Annotated in this window: 17 protein-coding genes; 7 read left to right on the top strand and 10 right to left on the bottom strand. The window is 64.3% G+C overall.

The genetic code is table 11. From position 1 onward, the window contains the following. Positions 1-115: 115 nt before the first annotated feature. Both KUF59_RS42445 and KUF59_RS42440 read left to right on the top strand, forming a co-directional pair. Complete coding sequence (locus KUF59_RS42445; RefSeq protein WP_249140268.1) at positions 116-1,255, top strand: AraC family transcriptional regulator; 1,140 nt, start codon at positions 116-118, stop codon at positions 1,253-1,255. A gap of 81 nt (positions 1,256-1,336) precedes the next feature. Further along, positions 1,337-2,575 (top strand): acyltransferase family protein, encoded by a 1,239-nt coding sequence (locus tag KUF59_RS42440; protein WP_212457988.1) that lies wholly within the window; start codon positions 1,337-1,339, stop codon positions 2,573-2,575. 3 nt (positions 2,576-2,578) lie between these two features. Here KUF59_RS42440 and KUF59_RS42435 read toward each other — a convergent pair whose 3' ends face one another. After that, positions 2,579-3,799, bottom strand: a complete 1,221-nt coding sequence (locus tag KUF59_RS42435) for an MFS transporter (RefSeq protein WP_212457987.1) — start codon at positions 3,797-3,799, stop codon at positions 2,579-2,581. 270 nt (positions 3,800-4,069) lie between these two features. Here KUF59_RS42435 and KUF59_RS42430 point away from each other — a divergent pair, with 270 nt between their 5' ends. After that, complete coding sequence (locus tag KUF59_RS42430; RefSeq protein ID WP_258768036.1) at positions 4,070-4,516, top strand: methyltransferase family protein; 447 nt, start codon at positions 4,070-4,072, stop codon at positions 4,514-4,516. Positions 4,517-4,536: 20 nt separating this feature from the next. Here KUF59_RS42430 and KUF59_RS42425 read toward each other — a convergent pair whose 3' ends face one another. Next, entirely contained in the window at positions 4,537-5,058 is a 522-nt protein-coding gene (locus KUF59_RS42425; RefSeq protein ID WP_212457985.1) for a hypothetical protein, read from the bottom strand. Positions 5,059-5,448: 390 nt separating this feature from the next. Further along, a complete protein-coding gene (lepA, locus tag KUF59_RS42420; protein ID WP_212457984.1) occupies positions 5,449-7,260 on the bottom strand; it encodes a translation elongation factor 4 in 1,812 nt (603 codons plus the stop codon). A gap of 114 nt (positions 7,261-7,374) precedes the next feature. Between lepA and KUF59_RS42415 the strand changes: the two genes are divergently transcribed. Next, the gene (locus KUF59_RS42415) at positions 7,375-9,000 is read left to right on the top strand and encodes a glycosyltransferase family 39 protein (protein ID WP_212457983.1); all 1,626 of its coding nucleotides are present in this window, start codon (positions 7,375-7,377) and stop codon (positions 8,998-9,000) included. A 4-nt stretch (positions 9,001-9,004) separates the two neighbouring features. Here KUF59_RS42415 and KUF59_RS42410 read toward each other — a convergent pair whose 3' ends face one another. The 5 genes from KUF59_RS42410 to KUF59_RS42390 all read right to left on the bottom strand — a co-directional run bounded on the left by KUF59_RS42410 (position 9,005) and on the right by KUF59_RS42390 (position 13,008). Continuing rightward, a complete protein-coding gene (locus tag KUF59_RS42410) occupies positions 9,005-9,334 on the bottom strand; it encodes an HPr family phosphocarrier protein (protein ID WP_212457982.1) in 330 nt (109 codons plus the stop codon). Then, a complete protein-coding gene (locus KUF59_RS42405) occupies positions 9,331-9,732 on the bottom strand; it encodes a PTS sugar transporter subunit IIA (protein ID WP_212457981.1) in 402 nt (133 codons plus the stop codon). Before KUF59_RS42405 ends, KUF59_RS42410 begins: the two co-directional genes overlap by 4 nt. 133 nt (positions 9,733-9,865) lie before the next feature. Further along, complete coding sequence (locus KUF59_RS42400) at positions 9,866-10,390, bottom strand: HPr kinase/phosphorylase (RefSeq protein WP_212457980.1); 525 nt, start codon at positions 10,388-10,390, stop codon at positions 9,866-9,868. Further along, positions 10,387-12,189, bottom strand: a complete 1,803-nt coding sequence (locus KUF59_RS42395; protein ID WP_212457979.1) for a sensor histidine kinase — start codon at positions 12,187-12,189, stop codon at positions 10,387-10,389. Before KUF59_RS42395 ends, KUF59_RS42400 begins: the two co-directional genes overlap by 4 nt. A gap of 117 nt (positions 12,190-12,306) precedes the next feature. Beyond that, positions 12,307-13,008 (bottom strand): response regulator transcription factor, encoded by a 702-nt coding sequence (locus KUF59_RS42390; RefSeq protein ID WP_027520846.1) that lies wholly within the window; start codon positions 13,006-13,008, stop codon positions 12,307-12,309. A gap of 222 nt (positions 13,009-13,230) precedes the next feature. Here KUF59_RS42390 and KUF59_RS42385 point away from each other — a divergent pair, with 222 nt between their 5' ends. The 3 genes from KUF59_RS42385 to KUF59_RS42375 all read left to right on the top strand — a co-directional run bounded on the left by KUF59_RS42385 (position 13,231) and on the right by KUF59_RS42375 (position 18,558). Beyond that, positions 13,231-13,965: a HugZ family pyridoxamine 5'-phosphate oxidase gene (locus KUF59_RS42385; RefSeq protein WP_212457978.1), complete on the top strand. Its 735-nt coding sequence runs from the start codon at positions 13,231-13,233 to the stop codon at positions 13,963-13,965. 116 nt (positions 13,966-14,081) lie between these two features. Next, positions 14,082-16,670 carry a CHAT domain-containing protein gene (locus KUF59_RS42380; RefSeq protein ID WP_212457977.1) on the top strand — a complete coding sequence of 863 codons (2,589 nt, stop codon included), beginning with the start codon at positions 14,082-14,084 and terminating at the stop codon, positions 16,668-16,670. A 271-nt stretch (positions 16,671-16,941) separates the two neighbouring features. Then, positions 16,942-18,558, top strand: coding sequence for a phosphoenolpyruvate carboxykinase (locus tag KUF59_RS42375; RefSeq protein ID WP_212457976.1), 1,617 nt, complete (start codon positions 16,942-16,944; stop codon positions 18,556-18,558). A 284-nt stretch (positions 18,559-18,842) separates the two neighbouring features. Here the strand turns inward: KUF59_RS42375 and KUF59_RS42370 are convergent, their stop codons facing one another. Both KUF59_RS42370 and KUF59_RS42365 read right to left on the bottom strand, forming a co-directional pair. Continuing rightward, the gene (locus KUF59_RS42370) at positions 18,843-19,658 is read right to left on the bottom strand and encodes an acyl-CoA thioesterase (RefSeq protein ID WP_212457975.1); all 816 of its coding nucleotides are present in this window, start codon (positions 19,656-19,658) and stop codon (positions 18,843-18,845) included. A gap of 133 nt (positions 19,659-19,791) precedes the next feature. Then, the gene (locus KUF59_RS42365) at positions 19,792-22,338 is read right to left on the bottom strand and encodes a glycogen/starch/alpha-glucan phosphorylase (RefSeq protein WP_212457974.1); all 2,547 of its coding nucleotides are present in this window, start codon (positions 22,336-22,338) and stop codon (positions 19,792-19,794) included. Between the last annotated feature and the right edge of the window lie 156 nt (positions 22,339-22,494).

Genomic DNA, 22,494 nt, shown 5'->3' with positions numbered 1-22,494 from the left:
GGCACGATCAAGGCGGCTTCAACCTGAACTCATCGCGCTTTGGCGCCGGGCCGGCCTGCAAGTTTGGGTTGTCCCCGCACGGGGTCGATGCGAGACTTGGATCTCGAACAGGGGAATGCGGATTGTGAATGCGATGGGGCTCACGGCCATCGATCTCGGGCTGCGCGGCGCGACGAGCGGCGTCTTCCTCCTGATCATCCTCGTGACGCTGCAGCGGCGCGCGACCAATCAATATGCCTTGCTGGGCATGGCCATGTCCGCCGGCGGCATCTTCTATGCGATCACGAGCGCGCCGTTCTTTCCAAAATCGTCCTGGTGGTGGACCATGCCGCTACTGTCCTCGCTGCCCGCCATCGTCTGGCTGTGGGCGCGCGTGGCGTTCGACGACGATTTCGTACTCAGGCGATGGCACGGCGCGGTGTGCGGCGGCATCGTCGCTTTCGGTTTCACGATCTCGCTGGCCTGGACGCGCTGGCCCGCCTTCTCCAAGGCCGGAGGCAAGGTGCTGTCGTTGGTGGCCGTGGTGCTGGCGCTCGCGGCTGCGGTGCAGACGGTCAAGACCTGGCGGGTCGACCTGGTCGAGCGGCGGCGCCGGCTGCGGCTGGCGATTTTTGCGATCAACATCATGTTCATCGCGCTCGTCGCGGGAGCGAGCCTTGCAGAACATCCCGTCGCGATCCCCGGCGGGTCCGACAGCCTTCCGGCCGCCATTGGCCTGTTCGTGGCCGCGATGCTTGCCGGCGTCGGTGTTTTCGGCACCCAGGCGGCTGTGGCTGTCAACGACGCCACCGCCGCGATCGCATCCGGCGACACCAGCCGGCAAACGGGGGTGACCGACCGTGCCATCACGGAAGGGATTACGGTCGATCCCCTCCTGCTGCGGCGCCTCGACCATCTGATGAAGGTGGAGCGAATCTACCGTCAGGAAGGCCTCGCGATCGGGATGCTCGCGGCACGGCTCGACGTTCCCGAGTACCGGCTCCGCCAGGCAATCAACGAGGGGCTCGGCTATCGCAATTTCAACGCCTTCCTCAACCGCTACCGCATCGATGATGCCAGGGTCGCGCTATCTGACATGGCGCAACGGGAGGTCCCGGTGCTGACCATCGCCATGGATGCGGGTTTTCAGTCGATCGGACCGTTCAATCGGGCCTTCAAGGCCGAAACTGGCATGACGCCGAGCGAATTCCGGCGCGAGGCTCTGACCTCGCAAGCGCCGCCGGAAATCGGCCAGCCGCGACGAGAAATCGGCTAGCCGATTTTTGGATCGGGCAAGAGCGCCCCGCCAGGATCGGGCAGATTGCCTGGCAGAAGCAATGCGCCAGCGAGCCCGCTCATGACCCGCCTGACCATCTCCCCGTCGGAACGCCTGCACGCCCTCGATGCGGTCCGGGCCTACGCCCTGCTGCTCGGCATCGTCCTGCACGCAATCATGTCGTTCGTGCCGGTTTCCGGACTCTGGCCCATTCATGACACCCATCCGAGCCTGGCCCTGGGCCTGCTGTCCTTCGCCATCCATGTCTTCCGGATGACGACCTTCTTCCTGATCGCGGGCTTCTTCGCCCGCATGAGCTTTCACCGCCGGGGCATCTGGGGCTTTGTCAGGGACCGGCTACAGCGGATCGGGCTGCCGCTCGTGATCGGCTGGCCCATCCTGTTCACGCTGATTGGCCTGGTCTTGATCTGGGCGTCTGACCTTCCGAATGGCGTTCCGATCTCGCGCGCCCCGGCCTGGCTGCCGGCGTTGCCCAACTTCCCCCTCACGCATCTCTGGTTTCTCTATGTGTTGCTGGAGATCTATGTCGCCATGCTCCTGCTGCGCAGCGCCATCGTCTGGCTCGATGCGTCAGGCGCTCTGCGCGCATTCCTCGACCGCCTGTTCGCAGCGATCATGCGCAATCCGCTGGCGCCGCTGCTCCTGGCGATCCCGATCGGCATCGCCTTCAGCCTCGACCCGACATGGACCAGCAGTGTGGGTGTGCGAACGCCGGATCGATCCCTCGTCACCAACGCGCAAGCCTGGATCGGCTTTGGCACCGCATTTGGCGTCGGCTGGCTGCTGCACCGGCAGGTCGATCTGCTGCGGTTTTTCGAGCGACGCTGGCTATGGAATCTCGTGGCGGCACTCGCCCTGATCCTGATCAGTTTTGTGCTGTCAGGCGTGATGATTTCAGCGCCGGGTGCGCCCAAACTGCCCGTCTCCTTCGCCACGCTCAGACTGGTCTCTATCGTTCTCTACGCATTGGGGATCTGGATTTCGACTTTTGCATTCGTCGGCCTCGCGCTGCGGTTCATGTCCGGCTTCAGTCGGATGCGGCGCTATCTCGCCGACGCGTCCTACTGGCTCTATCTGATCCATCTGCCGATCGTGATGGCGCTCCAGGTCGCGGTGTCGCAACTCGACTGGCCCGGGCCGATCAAGTTCGCAACCATTCTCGTCGTCGCGCTTCCGCTGATGCTGGCGAGCTATCACCTGTTGGTGCGCTTCACCATTGTCGGCGTGGTGCTGAATGGCCGCCGCGCGCCACGCGAAACCGCACCGGCCGCAGCGGTTACAGGCTCCGCTGTGTCGTGATCGTCAGGCCGCGGCGCGGCCGAGGTCGTGCGATTGCCCGCGTTTGGACGGAAAGCTCAGCGCCACCGCGACGGCGGCAAGCCCGATCGCGAAGGAGCCGGCGTGCAGCCATGTGTAGCGCTGGAAATTGTCGAACACGAGGCCGCCGGCCCAGGGACCTAGCGCCATGCCGAGGCTTGCGAACGCCGACACCGCGCCGAACACCGTGCCCATGATGCGCGCGCCAAAAAACTCGCGCACCAGCACCGCATAGAGCGGCATCACCCCGCCATAGGCGAGGCCGAACACGACCGAGAGCGCGTAGAATTCGCCGAGCTTCGCCACCGCGAGATAGGTCGCGATGCACATCGCCTGCACGAACAGGCCGCCGACCAGCACGGGCTTTGCGCCGATGCGGTCGGCCAGCGCGCCGAGCAGCAGGCGCCCGCCGAGCCCGGAGACGCCGGCGACGCTGTAGACCGTCACCGCCGTGAGCGGCGCGATGCCGCAGATCATCGCATAGGACACCATGTGGAAGATCGGTCCGGAATGCGCCGCGCAGCAGGCGAAATGGGCGGCGGCGAGCGCGATGAATTGCGGCGTGCGCAGCGCCTGCGCCGCGGTCAGCTCCGTCTCGGGTGCTGCGTCGGCGGTTGCCGTATCGACCGCTTGCGGGGCTGGGCGCACCAGGAAGCAGGCGGGGATCAGCAGAACCCATGCTGCGATACCGATGACGAGCATCGCGGTGCGCCAGTCATAGGTCGAGATCAGCCAGCTTGCGGTCGGTGCGATCGTCACCGGCGACACGCCCATGCCGGCGGAGACCAGTGCCACAGCCAAGCTGCGGTTCTTCTCGATCCACGCGCTCGCGAGCGCCATCATGGGCGCGTAAAAACTGCCGGCGGCGATGCCGATCAGCACGCCGAAGAAAAGCTGGAACTGCCACAAATGTGCGGCCTGGCTCGCGGTGACGAGGCCGAGCCCGAGCAGAACGCTTCCTGCAAGCACCACGATGCGGGTGCCAAACCGGTCCGACAGCGTGCCCCAGAGAAACGCGGCAACGCCCATGCAGAGGAAATCCAGCGTGGCGGCGGCCGACACACCAGCGCGCGACCAGCCCATCGCTTCCGAGATCGGCTGCAAAAACACCGCAAGCGACAGCATCGTACCGAAGCCGACGCAAGTCATCAGCGCACCCGCGCCGACGATCACCCAGCCATAGTCGAAGCTATCAGGCTTGCTCATGCGTTTCCTCGCGCTTTTTGTTGTGTTGATGGTGCGCGACGGGATGGTGGCCTATCCGCCGCGCGGCGGCAATATGACGGGCAGCATCCCTCTCATGCCCGGATCAGTTGATTGTGAGTTGCAGAGCGCAGACGGCGGTTGTCTTCGCTACCTCAGGACGCGTCGAATCCGCGCCGGGACAATAGACCCAAAGCGAACAAATTCTTGCGGTAGCGAGACGCAGCGACAGCAAGTGAGACGATGAGCGTTTCATCCGGTTGGACTTCGGCCATGCTCAAGCTCCCTCCACCGATCTGGACGTTGATCTATATCCTGCTCAGTGCCGCACTGAGCTGGTGGCTTGGCTGGCCGAAGCTCCCGGGCCTGCCGCTTCCGCCGCTCGGAATCGCCTTGGTGGCCATTGCATTCGTTTCGCCGGTGTGGGCTTTCATCCTTTTCCGGCGTGAGGACACCGAGATCGAACCGACGTCACCGACCAATCGCAAACTGGTCACCAGCGGTCCCTACCGGTTCACCCGCAATCCGATGTATCTGGGCCTCGTGCTTCTCGCTCTGGGCATCGCGGTGTGGGTCGGCGCATGGCCGATGCTGATCGCGCCCGTCGCAGTCTTCGCGACGGCCAACTGGGTGCACATTCCCTTCGAGGAAGCCAAGATGCGCCGGCAGTTCGGCGCGGCCTATGACGACTATGTCACTCGGGTGCGACGCTGGGTGTGAACAGGCAGCGCGCACGAACGCTATTTGCCGTCGGCTTCCCGCCAGAGGGTCCAGATCCAACCGACGAAGGTCGCGACCAGCACCGGATAGGCGAGGGTCGGCAACGGTGTGGCTGTTGGCTGCAGCGGATCGCCCCAGAAGATTCTCGCCGCGGTGACGATGAACAAGGCCGCGCTCACGATACCAAGGATTCGGATTGGCATGGCGAACACCTTTGGAACGCTGATGAGGAGAAGCGCCGTCGCCCAAAGAGCACTGCCGGTGGCAAATGCCCCTATGCTGCCCGCAACACCTGCGGCCGGGCCCGAAAGCATGATGACACCCTCGCCGATCGCAAACACCAGAAAGCCGCCGGCGACAACGTCATGTCCTGCGCGAAAGTATTTTGTGGCGAGCAGTGCTGCGGCCATCACAAGTCCCGAACCGTCGATCGCCCACAGGATTCCCTGCACGTTTGGTTGCGTCACCATGGCCCCGGCCATTCCCAGGGCGCCACCAAGTGCAAGGCCTACGGCCGCGATCACGTTGATCGAGCGATGCATCTTCGTCCTCCAGCAGGACTCCACCGGCCAACGCGCTGCAATGATGGCACTATGCCACCGATTTGCCCGACGTGTCAAGCGAATTTCGTAAAATCAGCAATGCGTCGCGCCTGCCGTCACCGGCTACTGTGCATGGGGTTGTTTCGATGCTTCTTGTTTGGCGGCCGTGAACCTACTGACGAATACGCGAATCACGTTGGGGCATGTCCGCGCCACAAACTCGTCACGCCCGGGCAGAAGCGCGTCTTCGCGCTAGATGTCCCGGGCATCCACGTTCTTGGTGCTAGACGAAAGGTCGTGGATGGCCGGGACAAGCCCGGCCATGACGGTGTAGAGACTTTTGCGCGCAAGCTCTCCAGGGGCCCGCAAGCGGGAGAGGTTGAGTCCGCCTCAGCTATCCACCTTCAGCGCGGCAATGAAAGCTTCCTGCGGGATGTCGACCTTGCCGAACTGCCGCATCTTCTTCTTGCCTTCCTTCTGCTTCTCCAGAAGTTTGCGCTTACGCGTGATGTCGCCGCCGTAGCACTTTGCGGTGACGTCCTTGCGCAGCGCGCGCACGGTCTCGCGGGCGATCACCTTGCCGCCGATCGCCGCCTGGATCGGGATCTGGAACATGTGCGGCGGGATCAGCTCCTTCATCTTCTCGACCATGGCGCGGCCGCGGCCTTCGGCGCGGGTCCGGTGCACCAGCATCGACAGCGCGTCCACAGGCTCGGCGTTGACCAGGATCTGCATCTTGACGAGATCGGCGACCTTGTAGTCGGTCAGATGATAGTCGAACGAGGCGTAGCCCTTGGAGACCGACTTGAGGCGGTCGTAGAAGTCGAACACGACTTCGTTGAGCGGCAGATCGTACTTCACCATCGCGCGCGAGCCGACGTAAGTGAGCTCCTTCTGCGCGCCGCGGCGGTCCTGGCACAGCTTCAGCACACTGCCGAGATATTCATCCGGCGTGAGGATGGTGGCCTCGATCCAGGGCTCCTCGATATCGGCGATCTTCACGACGTCGGGCATGTCGACGGGATTGTGGATCGAAAGCTCGGTGCCGTCGGTCAGGTGCATCTTGTAGATCACGCTCGGCGCGGTCGCGATCAGGTTGAGATCGAACTCGCGCGACAGCCGCTCCTGGATGATCTCCAGATGCAGCAATCCGAGGAAGCCGCAGCGGAAGCCGAAGCCGAGCGCGGCAGAGGTTTCCATCTCGTAGGAGAAGCTGGCGTCGTTGAGCCGGAGCTTGCCCATCGCGGCGCGCAGCGTCTCGAAGTCGTTGGCATCGGCCGGGAACAGGCCGCAGAACACCACCGGGATTGCCGGCTTGAAGCCCGGCAGCATTTCGGACACCGGCTTCTTGTCGTCGGTGATGGTGTCGCCGACGCGGGTGTCGGCGACTTCCTTGATCGCCGCGGTGATGAAGCCGATCTCGCCGGGGCCGAGCTCGTCGACCTGCTCCATCTTCGGCGTGAAGAAGCCGACGCGCTCGACGTCGTAGGCCGCGCCCGTGCCCATCATGCGGATGCGGCTGCCCTTCTTCATGGTGCCGTCGACGACACGAATGAGCACGACGACGCCGAGATAGACGTCGTACCAGCTGTCGACCAGCAGCGCCTTCAAGGTGGCATCGCGATCGCCCTTCGGCGGCGGCAGGCGGGTGACGATGGCTTCCAGCACATCGGGGACGCCGACGCCGGTCTTGGCCGAGATCATCACCGCATCCGAGGCGTCGATGCCGATCACGTCCTCGATCTGCTGCTTGACCTTGTCGGGCTCGGCGGCGGGCAGGTCGACCTTGTTCAGGACCGGCACGATCTCGTGATTGTTGTCGAGCGCCTGGTAGACATTGGCGAGGGTCTGCGCCTCGACGCCCTGGCTGGCGTCGACCACCAGCAGGGAACCTTCGCAGGCCGCCAGCGACCGCGAGACTTCATAGGCGAAGTCGACATGGCCGGGCGTGTCCATCAGGTTGAAGATGTAATCCTTGCTGTCCTTGGCGCGGTATTTCAGCCGTACCGTCTGCGCCTTGATGGTGATGCCGCGCTCGCGCTCGATATCCATGGAATCGAGTACCTGCTCCTTGCCGGCCATCTCGCGGTCGGAGAGCCCACCCGTCATCTGGATCAGGCGGTCGGCCAGCGTCGATTTGCCATGGTCGATATGGGCGACGATGGAGAAATTGCGGATGTTGGAAATGGGGGCGGTCGTCATGGGGCGCGGGATACCACTCACATCCCCGTGCGGCAACCATATTACTGTATTTTCAGGGGCTTTCTTCACGCCAAGCTGATTCCACCGGGTGCGAAAACGCGCTAGCAACGGCCGATGTCGACGACCCAAATCCTGCCCACCGCGACGCGCGCCAAAAGCCCCCTCGGCTATGGCCGGCTGATGGCCTGGCTGGTCGCCCGTGCCACGCGGCCAGAGACCGGCCTGTGGCTGGTGATCCAGATCGCGCTGCTGCATGCGGTGATCTGGACCCTCGTCCTGATCAATCTGAAGGCAGCACAGGACGTCCACATGGACGTCGCGGAAGCCTACGCCTGGGGCCAGAAGTTTCAGCTCGGCTACGGCAAGCATCCGCCATTGTCCGGCTGGGTCGCGGGCCTCTGGTTCAAGCTGTTCCCGGCCACGGACTGGGCGACCTATGCGCTCGCGATGGCGACCGTCGGCGTCGGCATGGTGATCTGCTGGTTCGTCGCCTTGCGCGTCGTCGACCGCAAGCGCGCATTCCTCGTCGTGGTGATGGTCGCGCTCTACCCGATCTTCAATTTCAAGGGCTTTAAGTACAACCCGGACCTGCTCCAGCTCGTCACGCTGCCGCTCGTGGTGCTGGCCTATCTCAACGCGTTCGAGAAACGGAGCTGGCAGTCGGGCATCTGGCTCGGTCTCGCCGGTGCGCTCGCGCTGATGACAAAGTACTGGGTGCTGACCATGATCGGCGCCATTGGGCTTGCCGCCCTGATTCATCCAGAGCGGCTGAAGTTCCTGCGCTCGCCGGCACCGTGGGTTGCGATCGCAACGCTCGCCGTCGCGATGACCCCGCATCTCTATTGGCTTGCCGAGGCGCATTTCGTGCCGCTGACCTATGCCGGCGACACCTACAGCCTCGACGACCGCAATTTCGTCATCCAGCTCGTGCTCGGCTATGCCTTGCACAACTTTGCGCTGCTGGCATTGCCGGTGGCGCTCGCGGCACTCGCGATGGCGCTGGTGCCGCCGTGGTGGCGGCTGCTGTTGCAAAATCCCCTGAGCATCGTCACACGGGCCTGGGCGCGCGGCGCAAATCCCGGCGTCAATGTCTCGCAGGCGCTGAACGTCTGGATCATCCAGATCATCGTCGCGGTCGGGCCGCCGCTCGGCGCGCTCGTCTTCTCGATCTATATGAAGACCGACTGGGGCATCTCGCTGTTCTTCCTGGTGCCCTTGGCGCTGATCGCGATTCCGACGCTGCGCGTGCAGCGCGCGAGCCTGTTCAACATCGCTGCGATCTGGCTCGTGCTGTCGCTTGCGACGCTCGCGGCTTCGCCCTGGATCGCGGCGCGCGAGATGGCGGCGAACACCGGGAACACGGCGACCTATGGCGCGCGCTCGGAGCTGGCGCGCGAGCTGACGCAGGCCTGGCGCACGCGCTTTGCTTCAGCCTGGCCGGTCGTCGCCGGCACGATGGAAACGATCCAGCCGATGGCGTTCTACAGCCCGGATCATCCAAAACCCTTCACGCCGAACGAAGCCTGGAACTCCGGCCTGATCGCGCCCGAGGATGTCAAACGGCTCGGCTTCATCGGCGTATTCGATCCGACCGACGGCCGCCTGCCTGCGTTCGAGAAATGGGTTTCGGAAACCGCGCCCAATGCCGAGCGCATGGTGATGACCACGCGCCGCTTCACGGGTGGCAAGGCCGGCCCGTCGATGACGTGGAACGTCTACATCGCGCCGCCGACTAAGTGACCGGCTAAACGCCTTCTTCGTTGAACTTGCTCTCGACGAGCTCGGTGATGGCCGCGAGCGCGGCTTCGGCGTCCGCGCCGGCAGCGGCGACGGTGATGGTGGTGCCGGGGCCGGCGGCCAGCATCATCAGGCCCATGATCGAGGTTCCGCCGACAGTCTCGCCGCCGCGCGTCACCCACACCTGCGCGTTGAAGCGCTCGACCGCCTGCACGAATTTCGCCGAGGCGCGCGCATGCAGGCCGCGCTTGTTGGTGATCAGGAGCTCTTTTGAAAGGGCACCGCTGGGCACGCCCGTCCCGGACGGATTTGCGAGTGGCGCGCCGTCGTCGCTCATTTGCCGGCGAGCACGCGGCTGGCGATGGTGACGTATTTGCGGCCCGCTTCCTGGGCCATCGCGATCGCGTCGGGGAGCGAACGCTCCTCGCGCACCTTTGCGAGCTTCACCAGCATGGGAAGGTTGATACCCGCGAGCACTTCGACCTTCGGCCGGCTCATGCAGGATATTGCAAGGTTGGACGGGGTGCCGCCGAACATGTCGGTGAGGATCGCAACGCCGTCGCCGGAATCGACCCGGCTGACCGCTTCGAGGATGTCGCTTCGACAAAGATCGGAATCATCTTCGGCACCGATCGTGATCGCTTCGATTTGCTTTTGCGGACCCATGACATGTTCAAGCGCCGCCTTGAATTCGTCGGCAAGGCGCCCGTGGGTCACAAGTACTAGACCAATCATCGGAAAAACTCCTCGCGGGCGCTCTTGGTGCGCCGCACGAACGCGCCACTTTGACCATCCGGAGCCCCCGCGCAAGAGGGGATGTTGCGCATCTCCCGGAATCTGGCGGAATGGATGAGGGCTCCGCGCCGGTCTATTCGGTCGCGAGTGTGGGGTTCATATGGTTACAATTTCCCTTCAAACAATCGCCGGAAGGGTTAAGGGAAGATGAACTCTTGGTAGTGGTCAAGGCCGCAACAACCAGCGGGAGGGGCTGGTAACCCGCTCCGACCGGGATTCGCGGTATTTTGACACCAAAAATGCTGACAAGGAGGGCTTCGGGCGGGGGAAGCCGTTCCGCGTCGTCAGCGGCCAGGTCGACCACGAGGTCGACCGTCGCATGCTCCACAAAGTCGCAGCGGCGGATTCCGAGGCCCCGGACCTCGATCAGGCCGGCCAGATTGGGGGCCGGGCGGACGACAATTTCTCCGCCGACTGTCGCCAGATGGACACGGTCATCACCGACCAGAACGGCCCTTTCGATCGCCCCGGTGCGCCCGGCCACGATCAGGTCGAAGGCGAGTCGCGACTTGCCGGCTCCGGACGGCCCGCGGATCAGGACTGCCCGACTGCCGATCTTGACTGCGGAGGCGTGAACGCTGGCGCCGTCCCCGCTCATAGCGCCGGCAGCCTGACCACGAAGCGCGCGCCGGCAACCGTCGGCGCGCCATCGGCGTCCAGCGGGCCCGGCCGGTTCTCGGCCCAGATGCGCCCGCCATGCGCATCGACGATCTGCTTGGAGATCGAGAGACCGAGGCCGGAATTCTGGCCAAAGCCCTGATGCGGGCGGTCGGTGTAGAAGCGCTCGAAGATGCGCTCGAGCGCGTCCTCGCGGATGCCGGGGCCGTCGTCGTCGACCACGATCTCGATCTCGGAGCGCACGCGGCGGCAGGTCAGGCGCACCTTGTTGCCGGGCTCGGAGAACGACTGCGCGTTGGAGAGCAGGTTGGAGATCACCTGTCCGAGGCGCGAATCATGGCCGGTGACGGACAGGCCGTCGGTGGCGCCCCGGCCTTCGAAACGTGCTTCGACCGCGACGTCGTAGCCGAGTTTTGTCTCGTTGGCGACAGAGGTCAGCGTCGTCAGCAAGCGGCGCAGATCGACCGGAATCGCGTCCTGGCGCTGCAATTCGGCATCCAGCCGGCTCGCATCGGAAATATCGGAGATCAGCCGGTCGAGCCGCTTGACGTCGTGCTCGATCACTTCGAGCAGCCGCGCGCGGCTGGTTTCGTTGCGCGCCAGCGGCAGGGTCTCGACCGCCGACCGCAACGAGGTCAGCGGGTTCTTCAACTCATGCGCGACGTCGGCGGCGAACATCTCGATCGCCTCGATGCGGCTGTAGAGCGCGTTGGTCATGTCGCGCAGCGCGCCGGACAGATGGCCGATCTCGTCGCGGCGGCGGGTGAAGTCGGGAATCTCGACGCGGCTCTTGATGCGGCGGCGGACCCGCTCGGCGCTGTCGGCGAGCCGGCGCACCGGCCCCGCGATCGTGCTCGCGAGCAGCAGCGACAGCATGATCATGACCGCGGCCGCGACGCCGCCGACCTTCAAGATCGCCAGGCGCTCGGCGGTGACCATCTGGTCGATGTCGTCGCCTTGCGTGGACAGCATCAGCGCGCCGTGGATCGCGCGCGAGCGCAGCACGGGGACGGCGACCGAGACGATCACCTCGCCGCGCGCATTGACGCGCACCATGCTGCGCTTCTGGCCCTGGAGCGCGTCGGCGACCTCCTGATAGCCGTTGCCGTTCTCGGGTCCGAGCTCGCGATAGAGCGGCAGGTCGCCGCGGTTGAGCCAGGTGCGCACCGCGATCGTGCCGCGCTCGAGAAAGCCGGGCGCGGCGGCCGGCGCTGGCAGGTCGTAGCGCAGCACATTCTCGAGGTTGCGGCTGTCGAGCAGGAGCCCGCCATTGGGATCGTAGATGCGGGCGCGCGTCTTGGTCGGCGAGATCAGCGTACGCAGCACCGGGGCGACGCGCTCCGGATTGATCGGGAAATCCAGCGGCGAATAGTCATCCGAGCCGCCATAGCTCTCGCCGGGCTTGAGATCGAGCAGCCGGTCGGGGTCGATGGTGATGGTGTTGGTCTGCACGGTCGCGGAGGCCGCGATCGCGCCGGCGATGATTTCGCCCTGCACCAGGAGGCTCTGCGCCCGTGCGTCGATCAGGCCGGCGCGGAACTGCGAAAGGTAAAGGATGCTCGCGACCAGCGCGACGAGGCCGGCAAGATTGAGCGAGACGATGCGGCGGGTGAGGCTCGAAAACGAGAGCGCAAAAAAGAATTGCCCGGCGCGGCTCAACCAGCTCAGGGGACGCCAGCCCTTTGCCTGCGGCGCTACGTCAGCTGAATGATCCAGAACGCCCGCGGACGCTGTGTCCGCGGCGTTCAGGTTTGCATCAGGCTGCGTCCGGTCAAGCAATGCTTATGCCCGCGTTAGGACTGGTCGTGCGGTTATTCCCCGGCATATTAGCCGAGACCGACGGCGACGTCAGTCCGCAAAGTCCCTTGGAAGGCCCCTTGGCCGAGGCGTCTCGCGTCAGGCTTCCTTGAAGCGATAGCCGACGCCGTACAGCGTCTCGATCATCTCGAACTCGTTGTCGACGACCTTGAACTTCTTGCGCAGCCGCTTGATGTGGCTGTCGATGGTGCGGTCGTCGACATAGACCTGGTCGTCATAGGCGGCGTCCATCAGCGCGTTGCGGCTCTTCACCACGCCGGGTCGGGTCGCGAGCGCCTGGAGGATCAGGAATTCGGTCACCGTCAGCGTGACCGGCTCGTTCTTCCAGGTGCAGGTGTGACGCTCCGGATCCATGCGCAGCAGGCCGCGGTCGAGCGCCTTGGCGTCGTTCTCCTTCGGCGCGGCGGTCGGATCCTTCGGCGCCGAGCGGCGCAGCACCGCCTTGACGCGCTCGACCAGCAGGCGCTGCGAGAACGGTTTGCGGATGAAATCGTCGGCGCCCATCTTGAGGCCGAACAACTCGTCGATCTCTTCATCCTTGGAGGTGAGGAAGATCACCGGCAGGTCGGATTTTTGCCGCAGCCGGCGCAGCGTCTCCATGCCGTCCATGCGCGGCATCTTGATGTCGAGGATGGCAAGGTCGGGCTGGGTGGTGCGAAAACCGTCGAGGGCCGAGGCGCCATCGGTATAAGTCATGATGCGGTAGCCTTCGGCTTCCAGCGCGATCGATACGGATGTGAGAATATTGCGGTCGTCGTCGACCAAAGCGATTGTGGGCATGAGCCTGCTTTCCGTTTGGTGGCGTGGCTAAAACGGCGAGCAATCCAGTGGTGCGCCGCATACATCTAGGGTTCGAACTTGTGTCACCGAGCAATGCAAGCTGGGCTGAAGTGTGACCAAAGTTCCACGAAGCGCGACAAACCGGCCGCGTTTCGACCTACATCAAGGTCCCCGTTTACGGACAAAAGGCCCGCAGCGCAACCATATACCTAGGAATACCCGATGCAACCGACCCCCGATTTCGACCCCGGAAAGCTCGCCAAATCGCTGCTCAGGCGCTCCCGGCAGGGCGCGCTGGCAACCTTGATGGCCGGCAGCGGCGATCCCTATTGTTCCCTGGTCAATCTCGCGGGGCACCCGGACGGCTCGCCGATTCTCCTGATCTCGCGGCTCGCCATTCACACCAAGAATATTTTGGCCGATAGCCGGGTCTCCCTGATGCTCGACGAGCGGGCGCCGGGCGATCCGCTGGAGGGCGCGCGGATCATGCTGTCCGGCCGCGCCGAAATGGCGGAGGAGGGGGAACTGGAGATCGTGCGCCGGCGCTACCTCGCCGCCCATCCGTCGGCCGAAGGCTTTGTTTCATTTAAGGATTTCGCGTTCTTCCGAATCAACCCGACGGGAACCCATCTGGTCGCCGGCTTTGGCCGGATCGTCGACCTCAAGCCGGAGCGGTTTTTGACCGATCTGGCGGGGGCCGGCGACCTGCTCGAGGCCGAGGCGGGCGCGGTCGAGCACATGAACGCCGACCACCGCGACACCATGAACCTCTACGCCACAAAGCTGCTCGGCGCGGCCGAGGGCGACTGGCGCTGCACCGGCTGCGACCCCGAGGGGATCGATATGCAGCGGGACCAGACCGTGCTGCGATTGGAGTTTCCGGAGCGGGTCACGAGTGGAACCGAGCTGCGCAAAATGCTGGTCAGACTGGCGGGCGAGGCCCGCGCCAAGAACTGATGACGAAGACCTGATGACCAAGGCCTGACGATCAAGACGCCATGGCCTCGCCACAAGTTGAACGGCGGCGACGATCGCTGCGACCTATGCCCAGAGGTCGCTAGCCGAGAGGTTTCATGACACAACGTAATCGATTGGCGCTGGTCGCAGGTCTGGCGCTCGCCGTCACGGCCTCCTTTTCCGCGCCCGGCCTTACTCAGGGCCTGTCCGCGCAGAGCGCGAAGATCGACGAGCTCAGCCGCGCCGGAAAATATTCGGAAGCGCTTCCGCTGGCGCAGGCGATGGTCGCGAATCTCGAGAAGACCAACAATGCCCGCGACCTCTCGGGTGCACTGAACAATCTCGCCAAAGTCTATGCCGATCTCGGCCAGGAAGACCAGGTCGAGCCGCTCTTGAAGCGCGCCATCGCGCTGATGGAAAAAGCCCTTGGCCCCGACAATGCCCTGATGGGAGCCGAGCTGACCAATCTCGCCGCGCTCTATCAGCGCCAGGGTCGCCTGACCGACGCCGAGCCGCTGTTCAAGCGCGCGCTCGCCGTCCGCGAGAAAGGGCTGTCGCGCGAGCATCCCGATGTCGGCCAATCCCTCAACAATCTGGCCACGAACTTCGTGAAGCAGGAGCGCTATGCGGAGGCCGAGCCCTTGTTCCAGCGGGCGCTCACGATCTACCAGAAGGTCGGCGGTCCCGAGCATCCGGCGGTCGCGACGCTTCTCAACAATCTCGGCCAGCTCTATCGCGACCTCAATCGCGATGCGGATGCCGAAGCGCCGATCAAGCGCTCGCTTGCGATCCGCGAGAAGGTGCTGGGAACAGATCATCCCGACGTCGCGCGCTCGCTGAACAATCTTGCCGGCCTCTACGAGCATGAGCAGCGCTATGCCGATGCCGAGCCGCTCTATCGCCGCGGGCTGTCGATCCGCGAGCGCGCGCTCGGCCCCGACCATCCGGACGTCGCGACATCGACCAGCAATCTTGCCAATTTCCTGCAGGTCTCGGGGCGCACGTCGGATGCGCTGCCGTTGGTGCAGAGGACGCTCGCCAATAACCGCGCGCAACTCCGCGTCGTCCTGCCGGTGCTGTTCGCAGCGCGGCAGCAGCAATTGCTGACCGAGGACAAGGCGCTGGACGATGCGCTCGCCGCGATCCAGCGCGGCACGCAATCCTCCGCCGCATCAGCCGTGAACAAGCTCGCCGTGCGTCTTGCCGCCGGCAGCGACCGGCTCGCCGAACTCGTGCGCAAGGACCAGGATCTTTCGGCTGAGGCTGAGGCGCTGGACAAGTCGATCATCGCAGCGGTCTCAAAGCCGTCGGCGCAGCGCGACGCGGCCAAAGAGCAGCGCAGCCGGCAGCGCATCGCTGCCATCGCGGGCGAACGCGCCGGCCTGCAAAAGGCCCTTGCGGTCGAATTTCCGGACTATGCGCTGCTCTCAAATCCGCTGCCGCTGCAAGTCAAGGAGATCCAGGCGCTGCTGTCGGCCGATGAGGCGATGGCGATCTACTCTGTTGTCGACAAGGAAAGCCATGTCGTCGCGATCACGCGTGAGGGCGTCGATTGGAAGAAGATTCCGATCGGTGCCGACGCGCTCGCGCAGAAGGTTGCGACCTTCCGAAAAGGTCTCGACGTCGGCAAGGCGCGCGATGCGTCCGGCAAGTCAGGTCTGTTCGACCTCGCGGTCGCCAACGATCTCTACGTCAGTCTGCTCGGCCCCGTGGAGACGCTGACCAAGGACAAGCGCAGCCTGCTCGTCGTGCCCTCCGGTGCGCTGACGGCGTTGCCGTTCCACCTTCTGGTCACCGAGAAACCGCAAGCGGCCGTGCCTGATACGCTCGACGGCTATCGCAAGGCTGCATGGCTGTTGCGGCGTCAGGCGGTCTCCGTGCTGCCCTCGGTCGTCAGCCTGAAATCGCTGCGCGCCTTTGCGCGCAGGGATCAGAGCGTCAAGCCGATGACCGGTTTTGGCGATCCTCTGTTCAATCCCGCGCAGGAGGCACCGGCCGACCGGCGCGCCACCGGCAAGGTCGCGGCGCGCGGCGTGGCGACCATCGCCTACACCGATTTCTGGCGCGGTGCGGGCGTCGATCGTGCGCGGCTCGCGCAGGCCCTGCCGCAACTGCCCGACACCGCTGACGAGTTGACCTCCGTCGCGAAGGATGTCGGTGCCGCCGATGCCGACATTCATCTCGGCCGCGACGCCAACGAAACCGTGTTGAAGCGTGCGCCGCTCGCGCAGTACAGCATCATCTACTTCGCGACCCATGGTCTCGTCGCGGGTGACGTGAAAGGCGTCGGCGAACCGTCGCTCGCCTTGTCGATTCCCGACCAGCCGTCCGAGTTCGACGACGGTCTGCTCACCGCGAGCGAAGTCGCGCAGCTCAAGCTCAATGCCGATTGGGTGGTGCTGTCGGCCTGCAACACGATTGCCGGCGACAAGCCCGGCGCCGAGGCGCTCTCGGGTCTCGCGCGCTCATTCTTTTATGCCGGCGCACGCGCGCTGCTGGTCTCGCATTGGGCTGTTGATTCGGAAGCTGCCACGCGTTTGACCACCTCGACTTTCGACCTGCTCAAAAGCGAAGCAAAACTCGGTCGAGCCGAAGCTCTGCGGCGCGCGATGTTAACCTATCTCGACGACACCTCGTCGCCGCGCAATGCCTATCCTGCGATCTGGGCGCCCTTCGCGCTGATCGGCGAAGGCGCCGTGCGGTAGGATGATGCGCTTGTGCGACGCAATAACGTCGCTTTAGTCGATTTGGTTGCGCGATCATCGACGATTTGCGGCGCATCTTTGCGAAGGCGAATCCGCGACCATTGGCGCAGTTCCAGAATAAACCAAATCCTGTTGGATCAGCTTGGCAAGGTCGGCGTTCATCAAGTAATAGATCGTCCAGCCGAGGCCGGACGGCTATATTCACGGTCGCCGCGATGAAGGCGTGATACTCAAACTGCGCCGAGGGAAGCGGGTTCTAGGAGGATTTTTCGTGCAAGAGACGGGCGTGCGCAACGGTGCCTTTGGCGCCGACAAATTCGGCTTAAAGAATCTCAAGCAGGTTCACTGGAACCTGGGCGCACCACAGCTCTATCAATACTCGCTCACCGCTGGCGAAGCGGTGCTCTCGGCCGACGGCGCGCTGTGCGCTGACACCGGTGAATTCACCGGCCGCAGTCCGAAGGACAAGTTCACGGTACGCGACGCCACCACTGACAAGAAGATGTGGTGGGCCGGCAACCAGTCGATCACGTCGGAGCAGTTCGAAGCGCTCTATCAGGATTTCCTCAAGCACGCCGAAGGCAAGACGCTATTCGCGCAGGATCTCTATGGCGGCGCCGATCCGGCCTACCGGATCAAGACGCGCGTCTTTACCGAACTCGCCTGGCACTCGCTGTTCATCCGCACGCTCCTGATCCGCCCCGAGGCGATCGAGCTGGCGACCTTCGCGCCGGAGCTCACCATCATCGACATGCCGAGCTTCCGGGCCGATCCGAAACGTCACGGCTGCAAGTCGCAGAACGTCGTCGCGATCGATTTCGCCCGCAAGATCGTCCTGATCGGCGGCTCCTATTATGCGGGCGAGATGAAGAAGTCGGTCTTCACCACGCTCAACTTCTATCTGCCCGAGCGCGGCGTGATGCCGATGCACTGCTCGGCCAATGTCGGCGCCAAGGGCGACACCGCGATCTTCTTCGGCCTCTCCGGCACCGGCAAGACCACGCTGTCGGCCGATCCGAATCGCACGCTGATCGGCGATGACGAGCACGGCTGGGGCCCGAACGGCGTGTTCAACTTCGAAGGCGGCTGCTACGCCAAGTGCATCAAGCTGTCGCAGGAAGCCGAGCCCGAGATCTACGCTGCCTCGACGCGCTTCGGTGCCGTGCTCGAGAACTGCGTGCTCGGCGAGGACACCCGCGTCGTCGACTTCGATGACGGCTCCAAGACCGAGAACACCCGCTCGGCCTATCCGCTCGATTTCATTCCGAATGCCTCGCGAACCGGGCGCGCGCCGCAGCCCAAGAACGTGGTGATGCTCGCCGCCGACGCCTTTGGCGTACTGCCGCCGATCGCAAAGCTTTCGCCCGCGCAAGCGATGTATCACTTCCTGTCCGGCTACACCGCAAAGGTCGCCGGCACCGAGCGCGGTCTCGGCAACGAGCCGCAGCCAGAGTTCTCGACCTGCTTCGGCTCGCCCTTCCTGCCGCTCGATCCATCCGTCTACGGCAACATGCTGCGCGACCTCATTGCCCAGCACAATGTCGACTGCTGGCTGGTCAACACCGGCTGGACCGGCGGCAAGTATGGCGTCGGCACCCGCATGCCGATCAAGGTGACGCGCGCGCTGCTCACCGCCGCGCTCGACGGCAGCTTGCGCAACGTCGAATTCCGCACCGACAAATATTTCGGCTTCGCGGTGCCGACCGCGCTGCCGGGCGTGCCGAGCGAGATCCTCAATCCGGTCAACACCTGGAAGGACAAGGACGAGTTCGACAAGACCGCGCGTGCCCTGGTCGGCATGTTCCAGAAGAACTTTGCCAAGTTCGAAGCCCAGGTCGACGCCGAGGTGCGTGCGGCGGCTCCGGACGTGAAGCTGGCGGCGGAGTAGGCGTCGCTTTGTTTGAATTACAAAAGGGCGGCCGAGAGGCCGCCCTTTTTGTTCGTGGGCACGAGCGCGAGCCACACACTCGACGTCGTCCCGGCGAAGGCCGGGACCCATACCGCGTGATTTATCCTTGAATGTAGATAGTAGTACCGGACGACGAATCTTCGCCAAACTCGACCCTGTGGTTACGGGTCCCGGCCTTCGCCGGGACGACGTCGAGGAGAGTTCGCTAGATTCGTCGCTTACTGTGGTTGAGGTGACGACAGTGGTTGAGGTGACGACAACTGTCACGCCTTGAAATAGGCGATCTGCGTCGTGGTCGCGAGCAGGCGGCCGTTGGGCGACCACAGCTCGCCGGTCTGATCGCCATAGCTCCGATGAAAGATTTTTGCGTCGGCGGTGGCGAGCACGCGGGTGATGTCCTCAGTCGCAAGCTCGTCGGCATCGGTGTGGAAATAGGTGGTCAGCGATACCGTGCCAAACGGCACCAGCTCGCGCCGCGCCTGGAAGATGCGACCGAAGAACGCATCCGACATCGACATCAGCGACAGCATGTCGAGCGTGCGCGGCGAGCGATCGCTGATCCAGACTTTTGAGTAGGCGCTGTCGGGCTCGGCCTTCATGCCGCCGGTGCGCATCTCGCCCTCGACGAAGCGGAATTCATACTGGTTGGCCCAGCTCGCCGCGATCTTGGGAAACGGCAGTGTCTGCTCGAACGGTTTTGCGTCCGGAAATTTTGCCACCTGGTGCGACCAGGACGGGCGGCGCTCGGCAAACACGGCGGTCGCCAGCGTCGCGACGTCGCCGCCGTCTTGTGACAACTCGACACACCAATGCTGGCTGGAGCGGTTGGCCTTCACCAGCCGCACGTCGAGATCGAACGCGCCCTTTGCGATCGGCGCACAGTAGTTGACGGTGAGCGACAAGGGATCGCCGGCGCGCTGCGGATGATCGATCAGCGCGCGCAGAATCGTCGCGGCAGTGGCGCCGCCGAACGGGCCGACAAACGCCCAGTAGTCGTCGCTGGTGTGGCCCTGCCAGCGGCTATCACCGGCGGTGACGCGGGTGGCTTCGTCAAAGGGGTGGGGGAGTTTTGCGTGCATTGCTTCATCCGGGTTGCCGTCATTCCGGGTTCGGCTCTGCGAGCCGCCCCGGAATGACGATCGTCATATCACAGCCGCCGGCGAATTATGCAATGACCTCGCAGGTAACGTACGGATTTCGCGCCGTGGAAAATCAGCCGGTCGCGCCGCGCACGTCGCGTTGTGCTGATGTGATCGGGTGCACCGGCACGTTCCAGATCTCTTCGGCATACTCGCGGATGGTGCGGTCGGAGGAGAACCACGCCATGCGCGCGACGTTGAGGATGCTGGCCCGCGTCCAGGCCGGCACCACCTGCCAGCGCGCGTCGATGCCGCGCTGCGCCTCGTAATAGGAATCGAAGTCGGCGCTGACCATGTAATGGTCGAGATAGCGCAGCGCATGCGCGATCGATTCGAAGCGGCCGGGGTCGCCGGGCGAGAACTCGCCACCGCCGATCGCGTTGATGGCGCGCGAAAGGTGCGGCGATCTGCGGATCACATCGGCGGCATCGAGGCCCTGCTTGCGGCGGATCATCACGTCGCCGGCCTCCATGCCGAAGATCGCGATGTTCTCCGCGCCGACATGGTCGCGGATCTCGATATTGGCGCCGTCGAGCGTGCCGATGGTGATGGCGCCGTTGAGCGCCAGCTTCATGTTGCCGGTGCCGGAGGCTTCCATGCCGGCGGTCGAGATCTGCTCGGAAAGGTCGGCCGCGGGAATGATCACTTCGGCGAGGCTGACATTGTAGTCGGGGATGAACGCGACCTTCAGCTTGCTGCCGATCGCCGGATCGTTGTTGACGACCTCTGCGACGTCGTTGATCAGCTTGATGATCAGCTTGGCGTATTTGTAGCTCGCCGCCGCCTTGCCGGCGAAGATCTTGACGCGCGGCACCCAGTCCCGGGTAGGCTCGTCCTTCATCGCCTGGTAGAGCGCGACGGTCTCGATGATGTTGAGGAGCTGCCGCTTGTATTCGTGGATGCGCTTGATCTGCACGTCGAACAGCGCATTCGGATCGACCTTGATGCCGAGCCGCTCGCCGATCAAGCGCGCCAGCGCGGCCTTGTTGTGCAGCTTGACGCTGCGGAATTTCTGCTGGAACGCGTTGTCGCTGGCGCGCGCTTCAAGCAGCGTCAACTGCGTCGGGTCGTCGAGCACGGCGTCGCCGCAGGTTTCGCGCAACAGGTCGGTCAGCTTCGGATTCGCCAGCATCAGCCAGCGGCGGAAGGTGATGCCGTTGGTCTTGTTGGTGATGCGGCCGGGATAGAGATGGTTGAGATCGTGGAAAACGGTCTCGCGCATCAGGTCCGAATGCATTGCCGAGACGCCGTTGATGCGGTGCGAGCCGACGAAGGCGAGCTGGCCCATGCGCACGCGCCGGCCGCTCTTCTCGTCGATCAGCGAGACCGAGGCGCGGAAATCGATGTCGCCGGGGCAGCGCGCCTCGGCCAGCGCCAGATGCTGGACGTTGATGCGGTAGATGATCTCGAGATGCCGCGGCAACAGCCGCTCGAACAGCTCGACCGGCCAGGTCTCCAGCGCCTCGGGCAGCAGCGTGTGGTTGGTGTAGGACAGGGTGGCGACCGTGATCTTCCAGGCCTCGTCCCAGCGGAAATTGTGGAGATCGACGAGGATCCGCATCAGCTCGGTGACGGCGAGCGAGGGATGGGTGTCGTTGAGCTGCACCGCGACCTTCATCGACAGGCTGCGGAGCTGCCCGTCGGAGGTGAGGTGCCGCTTGACCAGATCCTGGAGCGAGGCGGAGACGAAGAAATATTCCTGGCGCAGCCGCAGCTCGCGGCCGGCGGGGCTCTCGTCGTTCGGATAGAGGAATTTGCAGATCGCCTCCGCGCGCGCCTGCTCGGCGCTGGCGCTGACATAGTCGCCGGTGTTGAAGGCGTCGAGCTTGAGCGGATCGGGTGAGCGCGCCGACCACAGCCGCAGCGCGTTGACGTGCTGGCCGCGCCAGCCGACGATCGGCGTGTCATAGGCAATCGCCTGCACTGTCTCCGCCGGGTGCCAGATCGCGCGGTCGCGGCCCTTGTCGTCGACATGTTCGACGCCGCCACCGAAATGGATGTGATAGACCACTTCCGGCCGCTGCAATTCCCAGGGGTTGCCGAAGCCGAGCCATTCGTCCGGATATTCCTGCTGCCAGCCCTGATTGATGATCTGCCGGAACAGGCCGTAATCGTAGCGGATGCCGTAGCCGATCGCGGGAATCGACAGCGTTGCCATGCTTTCCATAAAGCAGGCGGCGAGGCGCCCCAGGCCGCCATTGCCGAGCGCGGCATCGGGCTCGCATTTGCGCAGCTCGGGTAGCGAGACGCCGAGATCGCCGAGCGCGACCTCAAAAATCTTGAGCAGCCCCATATTGTTCAGCGCGTCCGTGAACAGGCGGCCGATCAGAAATTCGAGCGAGAGGTAATAGACCCGCTTGCGGCCGGCGTCGTAGCTGCGTTTCTCCGCGGAGAGCCAGCGATGCACGATGCGGTCGCGCAGCGCGAGTGCAGCCGCCTGGTACCAGTCGTGCCGGGTCGCCATGCCGGCGTCCTTGCCGATGGTGAGGCGCAGCTTCGCCAGGATCGCGCCCTTGATCTCCGCCAGCGCCAGCTCGTCGATCGGCTGGCCGGGCGCGGGAAAGGTGTGCTCGAAGGTTGAATCTTGCAAAGCCGTCACATCCTGGTCCTGGGAGGTCATACTCAACTCTTACGCGCCTTGCTCTGGGAGCGGAACCATCGCAGGCGCGGCTGTGCACTGCGTTGATGGAATTTTATGCAAGGAATGGGCCGATTGGGAACCCGGGCGTCCCCCGGACAAATGCCATTTGATGCTAGATTGGCTCTTGTTCCAACC

The organism is Bradyrhizobium arachidis (assembly GCF_024758505.1).
Lineage (GTDB): Bacteria > Pseudomonadota > Alphaproteobacteria > Rhizobiales > Xanthobacteraceae > Bradyrhizobium > Bradyrhizobium manausense_C.
This window is presented reverse-complemented; position numbering and strand designations above follow the sequence as displayed.

Bases quoted from the DNA above. Each gene is read 5' to 3' on its own strand.
- KUF59_RS42445 (WP_249140268.1), top strand. From the start codon at position 116: ATGCGGATTGTGAATGCGATGGGGCTCACGGCCATCGATCTCGGGCTG.
- KUF59_RS42440 (WP_212457988.1), top strand. From the start codon at position 1,337: ATGACCCGCCTGACCATCTCCCCGTCGGAACGCCTGCACGCCCTCGAT.
- KUF59_RS42435 (WP_212457987.1), bottom strand. From the start codon at position 3,799: ATGAGCAAGCCTGATAGCTTCGACTATGGCTGGGTGATCGTCGGCGCG.
- KUF59_RS42430 (WP_258768036.1), top strand. From the start codon at position 4,070: ATGCTCAAGCTCCCTCCACCGATCTGGACGTTGATCTATATCCTGCTC.
- KUF59_RS42425 (WP_212457985.1), bottom strand. From the start codon at position 5,058: ATGCATCGCTCGATCAACGTGATCGCGGCCGTAGGCCTTGCACTTGGT.
- lepA (WP_212457984.1), bottom strand. From the start codon at position 7,260: ATGACGACCGCCCCCATTTCCAACATCCGCAATTTCTCCATCGTCGCC.
- KUF59_RS42415 (WP_212457983.1), top strand. From the start codon at position 7,375: ATGTCGACGACCCAAATCCTGCCCACCGCGACGCGCGCCAAAAGCCCC.
- KUF59_RS42410 (WP_212457982.1), bottom strand. From the start codon at position 9,334: ATGAGCGACGACGGCGCGCCACTCGCAAATCCGTCCGGGACGGGCGTG.
- KUF59_RS42405 (WP_212457981.1), bottom strand. From the start codon at position 9,732: ATGATTGGTCTAGTACTTGTGACCCACGGGCGCCTTGCCGACGAATTC.
- KUF59_RS42400 (WP_212457980.1), bottom strand. From the start codon at position 10,390: ATGAGCGGGGACGGCGCCAGCGTTCACGCCTCCGCAGTCAAGATCGGC.
- KUF59_RS42390 (WP_027520846.1), bottom strand. From the start codon at position 13,008: ATGCCCACAATCGCTTTGGTCGACGACGACCGCAATATTCTCACATCC.
- KUF59_RS42385 (WP_212457978.1), top strand. From the start codon at position 13,231: ATGCAACCGACCCCCGATTTCGACCCCGGAAAGCTCGCCAAATCGCTG.
- KUF59_RS42380 (WP_212457977.1), top strand. From the start codon at position 14,082: ATGACACAACGTAATCGATTGGCGCTGGTCGCAGGTCTGGCGCTCGCC.
- KUF59_RS42370 (WP_212457975.1), bottom strand. From the start codon at position 19,658: ATGCACGCAAAACTCCCCCACCCCTTTGACGAAGCCACCCGCGTCACC.
- KUF59_RS42365 (WP_212457974.1), bottom strand. From the start codon at position 22,338: ATGACCTCCCAGGACCAGGATGTGACGGCTTTGCAAGATTCAACCTTC.